Genomic DNA, 14014 nt, shown 5'->3' on the forward strand with positions numbered 1-14014 from the left:
GTTGGTTCAGCCCTGGGTCCATGGCAGGCCGGCATGGCGCCAGCCGCCGACAACGTTGCGGTGCCCGCTGGCGTCCTTGTCGCCTTCGAAGCCTTCCAGGATGTTGTAGGCATTGGTGAAGCCCGACGCCGCGGCCAGCGTGGCGGCCGCGTTGGAGCGGGCGCCGCTGCGGCACAGGAACATCACCAGCGCTTCCTGATCGACCTGACGCTTGAACTGGGCGAGGAAGTGCGGGTTGGGCTCATTGCCCGGGTAGAGCATCCATTCGATCTCCACCGCGCCCGGCACGCGCCCGACCCAGTCCCATTCGGCACGGGTGCGCACGTCCACGAGCTTGGCGCCGGGGGCGAGCTGCAGCACTTCCCAGGCTTCTTTGGGTGTGAGGCTTCCCGCGTAGGGAGCGCTCAGGCCGCGGCCGCGCTCCTGCGCGAGGGCAAGGGTTTCGCTTAATTTTCCCATGGCGGACATCCGGCTAGAATGGCGGGCCTGCGAGTATACCCCCGGCCCTATGGGCTGCAAGTCATGTCTTTCGAAGCCCCTTCCACCGCCGCGCCGGGCGAGACCCTCGATGCCGAGCGCGCCCTCAAGGCCCAGCAGGCGACCTGGGTCAGCGTAGCCGTCAACGTCGTGCTGACGGTTCTGCAGATCACTGTCGGCCTGTTCTCCCATGCTCAAAGCCTGGTGGCCGACGGCATGCACACCCTGTCCGACCTGCTCGGCGACTTTCTCGTGATGTTTGCCAGCCGTCACGGCGCCAGTCCGGCCGACGAACTCCATCCCTATGGCCACGGACGCTACGAGACGGCCGCGTCGCTGGTGTTGGGGTTGATCCTGGCTGGCGTCGGGGCGGGCTTTCTGCTCACTGCCGCCGGGCGCCTGCAGAGCCTGGAAGTGTTGCCTGAACTGCATCCGATGGCCTTGTGGATGGCTTTGCTGACGCTGGCCGGCAAGGAAGGCCTGTTCCGCTACATGCTCGCGGTGGCCCAGCGCCTGCGCTCGCCGATGCTGGTGGCCAACGCCTGGCATGCGCGGGCGGATGCCGCCTCGTCGCTGGTGGTGGCGGTGGGCATCGGCGGCAGCCTGCTCGGCTACCGTTTCCTCGAGCCCCTCGGTGCTGCCTTGGTGGGCTTCATGATCCTGCGTATGGGGGCGATGCTCGGCTACGAGGCGCTGCGGGAACTCATCGATACTGGCGTGCCTCCCGATGAGGTGGCCAAGATCCGCGCGACGGTGACCGGGACGCCCGGCGTGCTTGATGTTCATGAGTTGCGCACTCGCCGCATGGCCCATCGGGTGCTGGTGGATGCGCACGTTCGTGTCGATGCGCGGATCAGCGTGTCGGAGGGGCATCGGATTGCCGAGTTGGCCCGTCACCGGGTGCGCAGCCGTCATGAGGACGTGCTCGACGTGCTGGTGCATGTGGATACAGAGGAAGATCAGATCGCTGCAGTGGGGCGCACGCTGCCCGGCCGAGAGGTGCTGGTTAGCGAACTGGAGACCTTGCTCGGCGATGTGCCGCAGGCTGCGCCAGCTGTCTTCCACTATGTTGGCGAGCGGGTTGAGGCCGAGGTGTATCTGCCTTTCGAGTGGTGTGCGGACGCCGATCGGCTGGCGTCCCTGCAGCAGCGGCTGCGGGATTACTGCAATGGTGCATCGTCCCACTGGGGGCGGATCGCGCTACTCTGCAAAATTGCACCATAATAGTGCCACATTTGTACTTATGCACTTTTGTGGTGCGAGTTTTTTTAAGAGCCCTGCGCATTAGCCTTGTGGCACAATGAAGTGTTTTCAATCGCGCACTGGCACGCTTGCTGCTTGTTGGTTTCGCCGACTGAATTGTCGTAATAATTGACCTTTATCCACTGCGCAGCAGCTTCAACCCGTTAGGAGTGAGTTATATGACCCCGCAAGACGTCATGAAGATCGTCCAGGAGAACGAAGTCAAGTTCGTCGACTTCCGCTTCACCGACACCAAGGGCAAGGAACAGCACGTCGGCGTGCCCATCAGTGCTTTCGATGAAGACAAGTTCGAAAGCGGTCATGCCTTTGACGGTTCCTCCATCGCGGGCTGGAAGGGTATTCAGGCCTCCGACATGCTGCTGATGCCGGATCCCAACACCGCCTACATCGACCCGTTCTTCGACGAGACCACCCTGGTCCTGACCTGTGATGTGATCGATCCGGCCGACGGCAAGGGCTACGACCGCGATCCGCGCTCCATCGCCAATCGCGCCGAGGCTTACCTGAAGTCCTCCGGTATCGGCGACACCGCCTTCTTTGGCCCCGAACCCGAATTCTTCATCTTCGACTCCGTCGAGTGGAAGGTTGGCATGTCCGGCGCCTACCACAAGATCTTCTCCGAAGAAGCCGCTTGGTCGTCTGATGAGAAGTTCGAAGGTGGCAACACCGGCTACCGTCCCGCTGTAAAGGGCGGCTACTTCCCGGTTCCCCCGGTCGATTCCTTCAACGACATGCGTGCCGCCATGTGTCTGGCCCTCGAAGCCTGCGGCGTGCCGGTTGAAGTGCATCACCACGAAGTGGCTACTGCTGGTCAGAACGAAATCGGCACCAAGTTCAACACCCTGGTGCGTCGTGCCGACCAGACCCAGATCACCAAGTACATCGTCCAGAACGTCGCCCACCAGTACGGCAAGACCGCGACCTTCATGCCGAAGCCCATCGTTGGCGACAACGGTTCCGGTATGCACGTGCACCAGTCCATCTGGAAGGACGGCAAGAACCTGTTCGCTGGCAACGGCTACGCTGGCCTGTCCGAGACCGCCCTGTACTACATCGGCGGCATCATCAAGCATGCTCGTGCCCTGAACGCGATCACTAACCCGCTGACCAACTCCTACAAGCGTCTGGTTCCGCACTACGAAGCGCCGGTCAAACTGGCCTATTCCGCCAAGAACCGTTCCGCTTCCATCCGTATCCCGTTCGTTAACAGCGAAAAAGCTCGCCGTATCGAGACCCGCTTCCCGGATCCGGGTGCCAACCCCTACCTGTGCTTCGCCGCGCTGATGATGGCCGGCCTCGACGGTATCCAGAACAAGATCCACCCGGGCGACCCCGCCGACAAGAACTTGTACGACCTGCCGCCGGAAGAAGACGCGCTCATCCCGACCGTCTGCTCCAGCCTCGAACAGGCTCTGGAAGCCCTGGACAAGGACCGCGAGTTCCTGACCCGTGGTGGCGTGTTCAGCAATGACTTCATCGACTCCTTTATCGCCCTCAAGAGTGAAGAAGTGAACCGTCTGCGCGTCGAAGTGCACCCGGTCGAGTTCGAGATGTACTACGCCATCTGATCTCCGGATCGGAGCCGGTCAGCGTGCTGGCCGGCTCGTGCGTTGAAGAAGGACGGGATTGCTCCCGTCCTTTTTTGTTTTTGGATCATGTGTTTGTATTTGCTCCGCCCGGCCCCTAAACTAGCTCCCGCTTCTGGTTTTCACCTGTGCCACCGATGAGTCTACGAATAACTTTGGTTCTGGCTGCGTTGTTGTGTTCGCCGCTGGTGCGTGCCGATATCTTCAAGTGTGTCGATGAAGCGGGGCATGTGACCTATACCAATAGCAAGACCTCTTCCAAAGGGTGCAGCGTGCTGGCCCGCGATCAGGCCGTGTCGTCGGTGTCGGGGGGAGGGCGTCCCGCAGTCCCTGCGCCGTCTTCGGGTGGGGCGGCCGGTGGTTCGGGTGGATTTCCGCGAGTGGATGTAGGGACACAGAAGGCGCGCGATTCGGATCGCCGCCGTATCCTGGAAGAAGAGCTGCATTCGGAGCAGGGTGCTCTCGATGCCGCCAACCGGCAACTGGCCGAGCAGGATGGCGCGCGTCGTGGTAGTGGTGATCGACAGCCGCCGCTGCGGGACAAGGTCCAGTTGCATGAGCGCAATATTGAGGCGCTGAAGCGCGAGATCTCCAATCTGCGCTGAGTTCAGGATGGGGCGAGGGGAGCCGAATGCAGTATGCTCGCCTGGTCTGCTTCTTGCATTGGGCCCTCGTATGCAAAACGATCAGCTCGACACAACGCCCCCCGCCTTTGCCGGTCTGGAGTTGCTGTCCTCGGCAGTAGTCCTGATTGACGACGAATTCGTGGTCCGTTACCTCAATCCGGGGGCGGAGAACTTGTTCGCGGTCAGCAGTCGGAAGATCGTTGGTTTCTCCCTGCGGCGCCTGCTCGGTGAGCCCGCCGGGCTCGACGGCGCGTTGAACAACGTGTTGCGCGATAACTGGAGTTATACCGGGCACAATCTGACGGTCAGCCGCCCCGGAATGGTGGCCCTGCACCTGGATTGCACCGTCACGCCGGTCGAGGCGGCCGATGCGCGACTCCTTCTGGAGTTTCGGCCAATGGACGCGCACCTGAAAGTGGCGCGCGAAGAGCAGCTTGCGCACCAGCAGCAGGCAAATCGAGAGTTGATCCGCAATCTGGCCCACGAGATCAAGAACCCCCTCGGTGGCATTCGCGGTTCGGCCCAGTTGCTGGAGCGGGAACTGGACGATCCCCAGTTGAGGGAATACACCCAGGTCATCATCGCCGAGGCGGATCGCCTGCAGGATCTGATGAACCGCCTGCTTACGTCGCACCGGATGATGCAGCCGTCGCAGCTGAATCCGCATGACGTGCTGGAGCGGGTCCGGCGCCTGATTCTGGCGGAGTTTCCGTCGGTTGAGGTGCGCCGCGATTACGACACCAGCCTACCCTATATTACCGGTGACCGGGAGCAGCTGATCCAGGCCATTCTGAACATCGCCCGCAATGCGGCTCAGGCGATGCAGGGGGAAGGGGAGATCGTCTTGCGTACCCGCGCGGCCCGGCAGATCACGCTGGCCAAGCGCCGCTTCAAGTTGGCATTGCAGTTGCAAGTCATCGATAACGGGCCTGGCGTGCCGGAGGAGATTCGCGACAAGATCTTTTACCCGCTGGTTTCCGGGCGCGAGAACGGCAGCGGGCTGGGGCTCTCGCTGGCGCAGAGCTTCATCGATCAGCACCAGGGCGCCATCGATGTGGACTCCCGTCCGGGGCGTACCTGTTTTACCGTTTTCCTGCCCATTACGCGGGAAGCGGATGGCTAGGATTTGTATAGTCGATGCACCTTAATGGTGCGTGAATCGTGAGGCAGAGTACTGCCGTGTTTCACTCTTGTGCGTGTGAATGATATGAATGCAGCCGTCTGGATAGTTGATGATGACCGCTCGATCCGTTGGGTGCTCGAAAAGGCCCTGGCTCGGGAGGAGATTCCGTACAAGAGTTTCGGTACTGCCGGTGAAGTGATGTCGGCGCTGGAGGGGGCATCCCAGCCGCCGCGGGTGTTGTTGTCGGACATCCGGATGCCGGGTGAGTCGGGTCTGGCCCTGCTGAGCAAGGTCAAGGCACGTTTCCCGCACATGCCGGTCATCATCATGACCGCCTACTCCGACCTGGATAGCGCCGTGGCGGCCTTCCAGGGGGGCGCCTTCGAATATCTGCCCAAGCCCTTCGATGTGGATCAGGCCGTTGAGCTGGTGCGTCGTGCCATCGACGAGAGCGCGCATCAGGCCGGCACCGAGGAGGTGCTCAGCGCGGTACCCGAGATCCTTGGTCAGGCACCGGCAATGCAGGAGGTCTTTCGCGCCATCGGACGTCTGTCCCAGTCCCACGCGACGGTGCTCATCAACGGCGAGTCGGGTACCGGCAAAGAACTGGTGGCGCGAGCACTGCATCGGCACAGTCCGCGTCGGGACGCCCCCTTCATCGCGATCAATACCGCGGCGATTCCGCGGGATCTGCTCGAATCCGAACTGTTCGGTCACGAGCGGGGGGCCTTCACCGGTGCCCAGACCATGCGCCGCGGGCGTTTCGAGCAGGCGGAAGGCGGAACGCTGTTCCTCGATGAAATCGGCGACATGCCGGCCGAGCTGCAGACGCGGCTGCTGCGCGTGCTGTCCGACGGCAACTTCTACCGGGTTGGCGGGCATCAGCCGATCAAGGCCAACGTGCGGGTCATCGCAGCCACTCACCAGAACATGGAGGACCGCGTCCGCCAGGGCCTGTTCCGCGAAGACCTTTTTCATCGCCTGAACGTGATCCGGCTGCGCCTGCCGCCGCTGCGCGAACGGCGCGAGGACATCCCGCCACTGGCGAAGCACTTCATCGCCCTGTCGGCGCAGGAGTTGGGCGTCGAGGCCAAGCGCCTGTCCGATGCGACCCTGAAATATCTGCAGAGTCTCGACTTTCCCGGCAACGTGCGTCAGCTGGAAAACCTGTGCCACTGGCTGACCGTGATGGCGCCGGGCCAGACTGTCGAAGTTGCCGATCTGCCTCCCGAACTGAAGGATCAACCGACCCGCGAGCTGCCCGCCAACTGGGGCGATGCCCTGATGGCGGAGGCGGATCGGGCGCTGGCCCAGAACCCGGGCGAGGTCTTCGACCGCCTCAGTCGGGACTTCGAGCGCATCCTGATCCGCCGGGCGCTGGCGGCCACCGGTGGGCGCCGGATAGAGGCGGCCCAGCTGCTGGGTATCGGGCGCAATACGATCACCCGCAAGATCCAGGAGCTGGGGCTCGAAGAGCCCGATCACGCCTGAGCAGGCAGGAGCGCAGTGCGCGACGGGTCGGACTCTGCCTGCCGGGGGCTTGTCGCCGCTCCGGCAGGGCGGCTGCGCCGGCTGCAGGTACTTCGTTTCTCAGCTTTCCTGCCTTGGCTCATAATGACCGGCTTGTTTTCAACTGCCGGGTAGTGATCCTTGGACCATTCAGCTTACGAGGCCCTCGACGGGGCAGAGGTGGCGGCCGCCCTCGGGGGCGATGCCGTCGGGTTTTCCGTGGTGCTCCTGCCGGAGTGCGATTCCACCAACAGCCGCTTGCTGGCCGACCCTCCGCCGGATGATGGGCGCGTGCACGTGCTGGCCACCGACTTGCAGACGGCCGGCCGTGGTCGCCGTGGCCGGGTCTGGCAGTCGTGGCCCGGCGCCAGCCTGACCTTCTCGGCCCTGTGGCGTTTTGCGCCGGGGGCACCGGTTCCTGCCGGGCTTTCCTTGGTCGCGGGGCTTGCTCTGGCGCGTGCGCTGGAGGATCTGGGCGTACAGGGCGTGCAGCTCAAGTGGCCCAATGATGTCCTGATCCATGGCCGCAAGCTGGCGGGTATTCTGGTGGAGTTGCTGCCGGGGCGCGGTAGAACGCCGGCCGCCGTGATCGGGATCGGCATCAACCGGCGCCTGCCGCCGGATGCCGGTGTCGACTATCCGACCGGGGTGACCGATCTGGCAGACTGCCTGAGTCAGCCACCGGGGCCGGGCCGGTTGCTCGGCCTGGTGCTGGTTCAACTCAATCGCCTGCTCGACATCTATGCCGCGGCTGGCTTTGGCGCACTGCGTGGTGCCTGGCAGCAGCGCAACGCATTTGCCGATCTGCCGGTGCGCATTCTCGGGGAAGCCGAGGAGCTGGCGGGAATCTGCGTGGGCGTGGACGAGGACGGAGCCTTGCTGTTGCAGACCGCCGGTGGTGTGCGCCGGGTGTTGTCGGGTGACGTGTCCCTGAGGGTGGTCTGATGGATCTGTTGCTTGACGTGGGCAACACCCGCCTCAAGTGGGGGCTTCATGACGGCGTCGGCTGGCAGGGGCAAGGGGCTGTCCTGCTGAGCGCACTGGATGGCTTCCGTGATGTGCTGGCGGGTCTGGGGCCGATCCAGGGCATGCTGGGTGCCAATGTGGCGGGTGCAACGGTTGGCGGACGACTCGGCGCGATGCTGGAGGCCTGTGCGCTGAGGTCCGCGTGGATCCAGCCCTTGGCGGAAGGCTATGGTGTCGTCAATCGCTACGTGGAACCTGCCCGTCTCGGTGCAGACCGGTGGGCGGCACTCGTCGGAGCTCGCGCCCTGCATGATGGCGGAGCGCTGGTGGTGACCTCGGGGACGGCCACGACCGCCGATGTGCTCGACGCCGCTGGTGTCTTCCAGGGCGGCGTGATCCTGCCGGGGCTGGACCTGATGCGCCTGTCCCTGGCCCGCGACACCGCTCAGCTGCCCTATTCGGACGGTCGCTTCGTCACGGCTCCGCGGCGTACTGCGGATGCCATCGTCAGTGGCTGCCTGCAGGCCCAGCTGGGGGCCATCGAGCGCATGTTCCGCCTTGTTGGCGGCGAGCCAGGGGCGGTCTGCCTCCTCAATGGTGGCGCGGCGGCGACGCTGGCGCCGCACCTCGAATGTCCGGTCCGGGTGGTGGACAACCTGGTTCTCGAGGGTCTGGCCCGCATGCGGGTGGTGGCCTGAAGTACCGCGCGGCGTTCCGCCAGACGGTGGTGCCTTTTCCGCGTGCGGCGGATACGTTAGTCTTGCGGACATGGTCCCACTGCGTGTGTTCGTCATCATCCTTCTGTTCGCCAATTTGCTCGCCCTGTCCTTGTGGAAGGGCTGGCTGGGTGGAGAGCTCCACCACGGGGAGCCGGAGCGGCTGAGCAACCAACTCAACCCGGACAGCATCCGCCTGGTTGGCGAGGAGCCGCGACCTCCGGTTCGTCGCACACCGGTGCCAGCGCCAGTGGTGGAGAGCAAGGTCGAGGAGGTGCCCATACAGGAAACCGTCGCGCCGCAGGCCTGCGTGATCTTCAGTGGCCTGAGTGCCGATCAGACTCGGGAATTGTCGGCCCGCATCGCCAAGGCCGGCTCCGGGTTCAAATTGACCGAAGGGCGCGGGGAAGCGCCCTCGTCCTGGTGGGTGCACATTCCATCGCTGGGCAGCAAGGACGCGGCGGACAAGAAAGCGGCCGAGCTGCGCAAGCTGGGCATCGCTGATCTCTTCATCATGCAGGAAGCCGGGCCGACCCAGTTCGCCATCTCCCTGGGCCTTTACAAGAGTGAAGTGGCAGCTGGTCGTCAGCTCGACGCCCTGAAGGAAAAGGGTGTGCGCAGTGCGCAGGTACTGGCGCGCGGAGGTGGTTCGTCCCGCCTCGAAGTGCGGGGTCCCAGCGACAGCCTGGCCACCGTGGTCAGCGATCTTTCCGAACGCCTGCGCGGCGTCAATCGTCTTGAGTGCACGCCATGAGCGGACAAGCTTTCGTTGTCGGACTGACTGGCGGAATCGGCAGCGGCAAGAGTGCAGCAGCCGATCTTTTTGCTGAGCTGGGGGCGGCGGTCGTCGATACCGATCGGATCGCCCATGCGCTGACCGCGCCGGGAGGCACGGCGATGGCGGCGCTGCGCGATGCTTTCGGCGCCGGGGTGATCGCTGAAGATGGTTCGCTGAACCGCCCGGCGATGCGGGCGCTGGCTTTCGAGGATCAGGACGTCCGCAAGCGCCTTGAAGGCATTCTCCATCCGATGATCCGCGCAGAGAGTGACCGTCAGTGTCGGCAGGCACAGGCGCCCTACGTGGTGCTGGTGGTGCCTCTGCTGATCGAGTCGGGCACCTACCGCGGGCGGGTGCAGCGTCTGTGCGTCGTCGACTGCCCGGAAGAAGTCCAGGTGGAGCGCGTCATGCGCCGCAGCGGCCTCGAGGCCTGCCAAGTACGGGCCATCATGGCCGTGCAGGCCTGCCGCGCCGATCGCCTGGCGGCAGCCGATGACGTGGTGGATAACGGCGATGGCCTGGCGCAGTTGCGCGAACAGGTTGTCGACCTGCATCGCCGCTATCTGGCGCTCGCCGCGCAGCTGGAGGGGGTGTGATATGATTCGCGCCGGTCAGACCGACACCTTCTCATTCGACATTCAGGCGCGCGCGTGATCACTTACGAATATCCGCTCAACGAGAGGATCCGGACGCTCCTGAGGCTGGAAGACCTTTTTGACAAGGCTGCGCATTTCCTGGCGTCCGATGGCGCTTTAGAGCACCACATCGCGCTGTTGACCGTGTTCGAAATTCTCGAGGTCGCCAGCCGGGCGGATCTGAAGGTCGATCTCGTGCAGGAACTGGAGCGCCAGCGGCAGATCCTGCTGTCTTTCCGCAACAACCCCCAGATTTCCGAAGATGCGCTGTCGGGAGCCCTTTATGAGATCGAGCAGGCATCGGCCTCCCTGCTGGCAATGGCGGGCAAGACCGGCCAGTATTTGCGCGAAAACGAATGGTTGATGAACATCCGCAGCCGTGCCGCCATTCCGGGTGGCGCCTGTGAATTCGATCTGCCGTCCTATCACCATTGGTTGAACCGGGATCCCGAGCTGCGTCGCCATGACCTGCATGCCTGGCTGCAGCCCCTGCTGCCGATCCGCGATGGTCAGGCGATCGTGCTGCGGCTGCTCCGTGCCAGCGGTCAGCCGGAGGAGCTGACCGCCCTGCGCGGTGCCTTCCAGCAGACCATGGGTGGCCGCACCGTGCAGATGATCCGCATCCGCCTGCAGAGCGGCGCCCAGTGTGTGCCGGAAACCAGTGCCAATAAATACGCCCTCAACATCCGTTTCATGAATGCCGAAACCGTCACCCGCCCCGGGCAGGTCGACATGGATGTGGCGTTCCAGCTGACTTTCTGCAATCTCTGATGGAAACGCCGCGCGCACCTCGTGAGGTGAAATGCCCGACCTGCGGGGCGCCCGTGGTGTGGGGCCCGCAGAGCCCCCATCGTCCGTTCTGTTCCGAACGCTGCCGGAAGATCGATCTGGGCGCATGGGCGTCCGATGCTTACCGGGTGGAAGGGGAAACGCCTCTGGATGACGAGGCGGATCCCATGCAGCGTTTCGGCCGCTGATCAGTCTTTCCAGATCGACCGGATTGCCGCGATGCCGTGGGCGCCAGCCGCCTTGGCGATATTGAGCTCGTCCACGTCCAGACCGCCGACGGCGAAGACCGGCAGAGGCAGGCTGCGTACCCGTTCCGCAAAAACGTCCCAGCCCAGGCCCGCCTGACCAGGATGGCTGGCGGTGGGTTTCACGGCGCCCAGCATCGCGTAGTCGAGGCCCAGCGCTGCCGCATGTTCGAGTTCCGCACGGCTGTGGCAGGCGGCGCCGACCCACTCGAAATCCGGCCGCGTCGCCGTACTGGCCAGCAGATGGCCCGGCAGGTGTACGCCGTGGGCGTTGCTGCGGCGGGCCAGATCCACGTCGCCATTGATCAGCGCGATGGCGCCCGCGGTGCGGCAGCGGGCGACGACCTCGCGGACAAAGTGTTCCCGCTCGCTTTCGGCCAGCCCGGCTTCACGGATCTGGACCAGGCGCAGCCCGTTGGCGAGGGCCTTGTCGAGACGCGCCAGCTGGCTGGTTACGCCGACTTCAGCCGCCTGGGTGATGCCCATCGTGCGAGGCAGGCGCAGTGCCTTCAGGATCGGGCCATTGGCGGGCAGCATCGGTTCGACGGTCATTCCGTCGGCTTGCTGCCACGACAGCGCGGCATGCACGCGGTCGTGAATTTCTCCGTGCCAGGCTGGCACCTCGAAGAAGTGCAGGCTGACATGGGCGTGCTCATAGACGTGTTCGCGGGTCAGCCACGGCCAGGCTTCGTCCACCTGCATGTCGAGTTCTTCGTGCAGTTCGCGGATCAGTGCATCGCGCGGGGTTTCGCCAGGCTCGACCTTGCCACCCGGGAATTCCCAGTAGCCGGCGTAGAAGGTGTCGGCGGCGCGCTGGCCGACCAGGAAACTGCCGTCAGGCCGGGTGATTACCGCAGCCGCTACATGGACGATCTTTTTCATGCTTCGAAGCGCCCTGCGTAGTCACGCGCAAACTGCCAGGCCACGCGTCCACTGCGCGAGCCGCGCAGCAGCGCCCATTGCAGCGCGTCGCCGCGTGCGGCCGGAATGGCCTCGGCGGGTACGCCGAACTCGCCCAGCCAGTGATTCACCACTGCCAGGTATTCGTCCTGGCTGAAAGGGTAGAAGGAGATCCACAGGCCGAAACGCTCGGACAGGGAGATCTTTTCCTCCACAGCCTCGGCGGGGTGGACTTCGCCATCCTTGTGCACGGTGGCGGCGTTCTCGGCGAAATACTCCGGCATCAGGTGGCGCCGGTTGGACGTGGCGTAGATCAGCACGTTGTCCGGTACTGCGGCGAGGGAGCCATCGAGGATGCTCTTGAGCGCCTTGTAGGCCGGCTCGCCGTCCTCAAAGGAGAGGTCGTCGGTGAACAGGATGAAGCGTTCGGGGCGCCCTTCCAGCAGTTCGACGATGTCCGGCAGGTCTACCAGGTCGTCCTTGTCCACCTCGATCACGCGCAGGCCGTCGGTGGCGAATTCGTTGAGCACCGCCTTCACCAGCGAGGACTTGCCGGTGCCGCGGGCGCCGGTCAGCAGCACGTTGTTGGCGCGCTTGCCGGCCAGGAACTGGCGGGTGTTGGCGACGATGCGTTCCTTCTTGTCGTCGATGTCCTGCAGGTCGTCGAGGCGGATCTGGTGCGGATGCGTCACCGCTACCAGCCCCGCAGCATTGCGCCGGCGGCGCCAGCGGAAGGCAATCGCGGCGTTCCAGTCGGGGGGCGTCGGGGCGGCGGGGAGGATGGCTTCGAGGCGTTCGAGCACCCGCTCGGCGCGGGTGAGAAACTGGTTCAGGTCAGTCATGGGGAGGGGGATCCGAATTCTTGTTCCTGGGGCTGCGCAGGGCCAGTCCGACGATGGCGAGCAGCACGGCGACGATGCCGAGTTCAAGACCGATCAACCACATGGAGTGTCCTTCTGTGCGCCCGGCCGGCGAACCGGTGGTTATACTGAAATGGTTGTTCTGCAAGCCGTGAGTGTACTCCATCCATGTTCCGTGCTTTTCCCCGCCTGTCCATCGTCCTGGTTTCGTCCCTGCTGGCCGCTTGTGCGAGCGCGCCCAAGCCGGTCAGCGATGCCGGTTGCACCAGCTGTGCCCCGGCCGCTCACCCTCCGTCTGCGCCGCCCTCTGCCTCGCCGCCTGCCGGGGCGCCTGCCGCGCGTAGTGGCGGCATCGTGCCGCAGGCCCTGAGCCGTCCGCTGTTGTCATCCTCGTGGTCCGACTTGCCGGGCTGGGGCAGCGATTCCCAGGACGAGGCCTGGCCGGCTTTCCTGGCCTCCTGCCGTGCGCTGGCGCGCCAGCCGGTATGGCAGGCGCCGTGCGATGCTGCCAAGTCCCTGGGGGCGCGTCCCAGTGCTTCGGCGGTGCGCAGTTTCATGGAGGCCCGCTTCAACCCGTGGCGGGTGGTCAATCCCGATGGCACCCAGGAGGGGCTGGTGACGGGGTACTACGAACCGTTGATCAAGGGTAGCCGGACTCGCTCGAGAGCTTTCCAGTGGCCGGTGCTGGGGGTTCCGGAGGATCTGCTGACCATCGAGCTGGGTGATCTCTTCCCCGAGCTTAAAGGGCAGCGGGTGCGCGGCCGCCTGGTCGGCAACAAGGTCGTGCCGTATTTCTCCCGTAGCGACATGGCGCGCCAGCCGGACAAGTTCGCCGGCAAGACGATCCTCTATGCGGAGGACCCCATCGAGCTGTTCTTCCTGCAGGTGCAGGGCTCGGGCCGGGTGCAGTTGCCGGATGGCGGCGTGGTTCGCCTGGCGTATGCCGATACCAACGGCTACGCTTATCAGTCGATAGGGCGCTGGCTGGTGGATCGCGGCGAACTCAAGATGGAACAGGCCTCGATGGACGGCATCAAGAACTGGGCGCGGGCCAATCCGGCGCGTCTGCAGGAATTGCTCAATGCCAATCCGAGCTACATCTTCTTCCGGGAGGTGGCCAGTTCCGCTGCGGGGCCGGTGGGGGCCATCGGGCAACCCCTGACGGAAGGGCGCAGCATGGCGGTGGATCCGCGTAGCGTGCCGCTGGGCGCGCCGGTTTTCCTGGCGACGACCTATCCCAACAGCGCCCAGCCCCTGCGCCGCCTGATGCTGGCTCAGGATACCGGCAGTGCGATCAAGGGCGGCGTGCGCGGGGATTTCTTCTGGGGCTTCGGCGCCGAGGCGGGTATCCAGGCCGGGAGGATGCGCCAGAAAGGCGAGATGTGGGTGCTGTGGCCGAGGGATCAGGTTCCGCGCTGAGCCGGCCGGGAGGCCGCCGCAGCAGGGAATAAGTTTTGCGTTATTTCATTGTTGGCTGGCACGGGGGGCGCCGGTATCGTGCTCCGGTTTGGAGCCGGCTTGCCGGCGCCGCAGGAATCACT

Annotated in this window: 15 protein-coding genes; 12 read left to right on the forward strand and 3 right to left on the reverse strand. The window is 64.6% G+C overall.

Going from position 1 to position 14014, the window contains the following annotated elements; genetic code table 11:
* Window positions 1-6 precede the first annotated feature (6 nt).
* Window positions 7-459 (reverse strand): rhodanese-like domain-containing protein, encoded by a 453-nt coding sequence (locus tag B4920_RS19505; protein WP_079436354.1) that lies wholly within the window; start codon window positions 457-459, stop codon window positions 7-9.
* Between the two features lie 63 nt (window positions 460-522).
* Between B4920_RS19505 and B4920_RS19510 the strand changes: the two genes are divergently transcribed.
* The 11 genes from B4920_RS19510 (at window position 523) to B4920_RS19560 (ending at window position 10656) form a co-directional block, all read left to right on the forward strand.
* Window positions 523-1701, forward strand: a complete 1179-nt coding sequence (locus tag B4920_RS19510; protein WP_079436355.1) for a cation diffusion facilitator family transporter — start codon at window positions 523-525, stop codon at window positions 1699-1701.
* A 197-nt stretch (window positions 1702-1898) separates the two neighbouring features.
* Entirely contained in the window at window positions 1899-3308 is a 1410-nt protein-coding gene (gene glnA, locus B4920_RS19515; protein ID WP_079436356.1) for a type I glutamate--ammonia ligase, read from the forward strand.
* Window positions 3309-3463: 155 nt separating this feature from the next.
* Complete coding sequence (locus tag B4920_RS19520) at window positions 3464-3931, forward strand: DUF4124 domain-containing protein (protein ID WP_079436357.1); 468 nt, start codon at window positions 3464-3466, stop codon at window positions 3929-3931.
* A 70-nt stretch (window positions 3932-4001) separates the two neighbouring features.
* Entirely contained in the window at window positions 4002-5075 is a 1074-nt protein-coding gene (glnL, locus tag B4920_RS19525; protein ID WP_079436358.1) for a nitrogen regulation protein NR(II), read from the forward strand.
* Between the two features lie 84 nt (window positions 5076-5159).
* Window positions 5160-6566, forward strand: a complete 1407-nt coding sequence (ntrC, locus tag B4920_RS19530; RefSeq protein ID WP_079436359.1) for a nitrogen regulation protein NR(I) — start codon at window positions 5160-5162, stop codon at window positions 6564-6566.
* A gap of 198 nt (window positions 6567-6764) precedes the next feature.
* A complete protein-coding gene (locus B4920_RS19535) occupies window positions 6765-7529 on the forward strand; it encodes a biotin--[acetyl-CoA-carboxylase] ligase (protein ID WP_254051000.1) in 765 nt (254 codons plus the stop codon).
* The gene (locus B4920_RS19540; RefSeq protein ID WP_079436361.1) at window positions 7529-8248 is read left to right on the forward strand and encodes a type III pantothenate kinase; all 720 of its coding nucleotides are present in this window, start codon (window positions 7529-7531) and stop codon (window positions 8246-8248) included. Before B4920_RS19535 ends, B4920_RS19540 begins: the two co-directional genes overlap by 1 nt.
* A gap of 70 nt (window positions 8249-8318) precedes the next feature.
* Window positions 8319-9020: an SPOR domain-containing protein gene (locus tag B4920_RS19545; RefSeq protein WP_139379566.1), complete on the forward strand. Its 702-nt coding sequence runs from the start codon at window positions 8319-8321 to the stop codon at window positions 9018-9020.
* A complete protein-coding gene (gene coaE, locus B4920_RS19550; RefSeq protein WP_079436363.1) occupies window positions 9017-9640 on the forward strand; it encodes a dephospho-CoA kinase in 624 nt (207 codons plus the stop codon). The genes B4920_RS19545 and coaE overlap by 4 nt, the downstream gene beginning before the upstream one ends.
* A gap of 54 nt (window positions 9641-9694) precedes the next feature.
* Window positions 9695-10450: a cell division protein ZapD gene (gene zapD / locus B4920_RS19555; RefSeq protein ID WP_079436364.1), complete on the forward strand. Its 756-nt coding sequence runs from the start codon at window positions 9695-9697 to the stop codon at window positions 10448-10450.
* A complete protein-coding gene (locus B4920_RS19560; protein ID WP_079436365.1) occupies window positions 10450-10656 on the forward strand; it encodes a DNA gyrase inhibitor YacG in 207 nt (68 codons plus the stop codon). Before zapD ends, B4920_RS19560 begins: the two co-directional genes overlap by 1 nt.
* Here the strand turns inward: B4920_RS19560 and B4920_RS19565 are convergent, their stop codons facing one another.
* Together B4920_RS19565 and B4920_RS19570 are read right to left on the reverse strand one after the other, a co-directional pair.
* Complete coding sequence (locus B4920_RS19565; protein WP_079436366.1) at window positions 10657-11595, reverse strand: Nudix family hydrolase; 939 nt, start codon at window positions 11593-11595, stop codon at window positions 10657-10659.
* Entirely contained in the window at window positions 11592-12455 is an 864-nt protein-coding gene (locus tag B4920_RS19570) for an ATP-binding protein (RefSeq protein WP_079436367.1), read from the reverse strand. Before B4920_RS19570 ends, B4920_RS19565 begins: the two co-directional genes overlap by 4 nt.
* Before the next feature lie 186 nt (window positions 12456-12641).
* Between B4920_RS19570 and B4920_RS19580 the strand changes: the two genes are divergently transcribed.
* The gene (locus B4920_RS19580; RefSeq protein WP_079436369.1) at window positions 12642-13892 is read left to right on the forward strand and encodes a murein transglycosylase A; all 1251 of its coding nucleotides are present in this window, start codon (window positions 12642-12644) and stop codon (window positions 13890-13892) included.
* Window positions 13893-14014: the final 122 nt, after the last annotated feature.

This window comes from Zoogloea sp. LCSB751 (assembly GCF_002028455.1).
Classification (GTDB): Bacteria; Pseudomonadota; Gammaproteobacteria; order Burkholderiales; family Rhodocyclaceae; genus Zoogloea.

What these genes read in the sequence shown, in the direction of transcription:
- B4920_RS19510 (WP_079436355.1), top strand. Translation starts at nt 523, where the DNA reads ATGTCTTTCGAAGCCCCTTCCACCGCCGCGCCGGGCGAGACCCTCGAT.
- glnA (WP_079436356.1), top strand. Translation starts at nt 1,899, where the DNA reads ATGACCCCGCAAGACGTCATGAAGATCGTCCAGGAGAACGAAGTCAAG.
- glnL (WP_079436358.1), top strand. Translation starts at nt 4,002, where the DNA reads ATGCAAAACGATCAGCTCGACACAACGCCCCCCGCCTTTGCCGGTCTG.
- B4920_RS19580 (WP_079436369.1), top strand. Translation starts at nt 12,642, where the DNA reads ATGTTCCGTGCTTTTCCCCGCCTGTCCATCGTCCTGGTTTCGTCCCTG.
- coaE (WP_079436363.1), top strand. Translation starts at nt 9,017, where the DNA reads ATGAGCGGACAAGCTTTCGTTGTCGGACTGACTGGCGGAATCGGCAGC.
- ntrC (WP_079436359.1), top strand. Translation starts at nt 5,160, where the DNA reads ATGAATGCAGCCGTCTGGATAGTTGATGATGACCGCTCGATCCGTTGG.
- B4920_RS19545 (WP_139379566.1), top strand. Translation starts at nt 8,319, where the DNA reads ATGGTCCCACTGCGTGTGTTCGTCATCATCCTTCTGTTCGCCAATTTG.
- B4920_RS19540 (WP_079436361.1), top strand. Translation starts at nt 7,529, where the DNA reads ATGGATCTGTTGCTTGACGTGGGCAACACCCGCCTCAAGTGGGGGCTT.
- B4920_RS19565 (WP_079436366.1), bottom strand. Translation starts at nt 11,595, where the DNA reads ATGAAAAAGATCGTCCATGTAGCGGCTGCGGTAATCACCCGGCCTGAC.
- B4920_RS19570 (WP_079436367.1), bottom strand. Translation starts at nt 12,455, where the DNA reads ATGACTGACCTGAACCAGTTTCTCACCCGCGCCGAGCGGGTGCTCGAA.
- B4920_RS19560 (WP_079436365.1), top strand. Translation starts at nt 10,450, where the DNA reads ATGGAAACGCCGCGCGCACCTCGTGAGGTGAAATGCCCGACCTGCGGG.
- B4920_RS19505 (WP_079436354.1), bottom strand. Translation starts at nt 459, where the DNA reads ATGGGAAAATTAAGCGAAACCCTTGCCCTCGCGCAGGAGCGCGGCCGC.
- B4920_RS19520 (WP_079436357.1), top strand. Translation starts at nt 3,464, where the DNA reads ATGAGTCTACGAATAACTTTGGTTCTGGCTGCGTTGTTGTGTTCGCCG.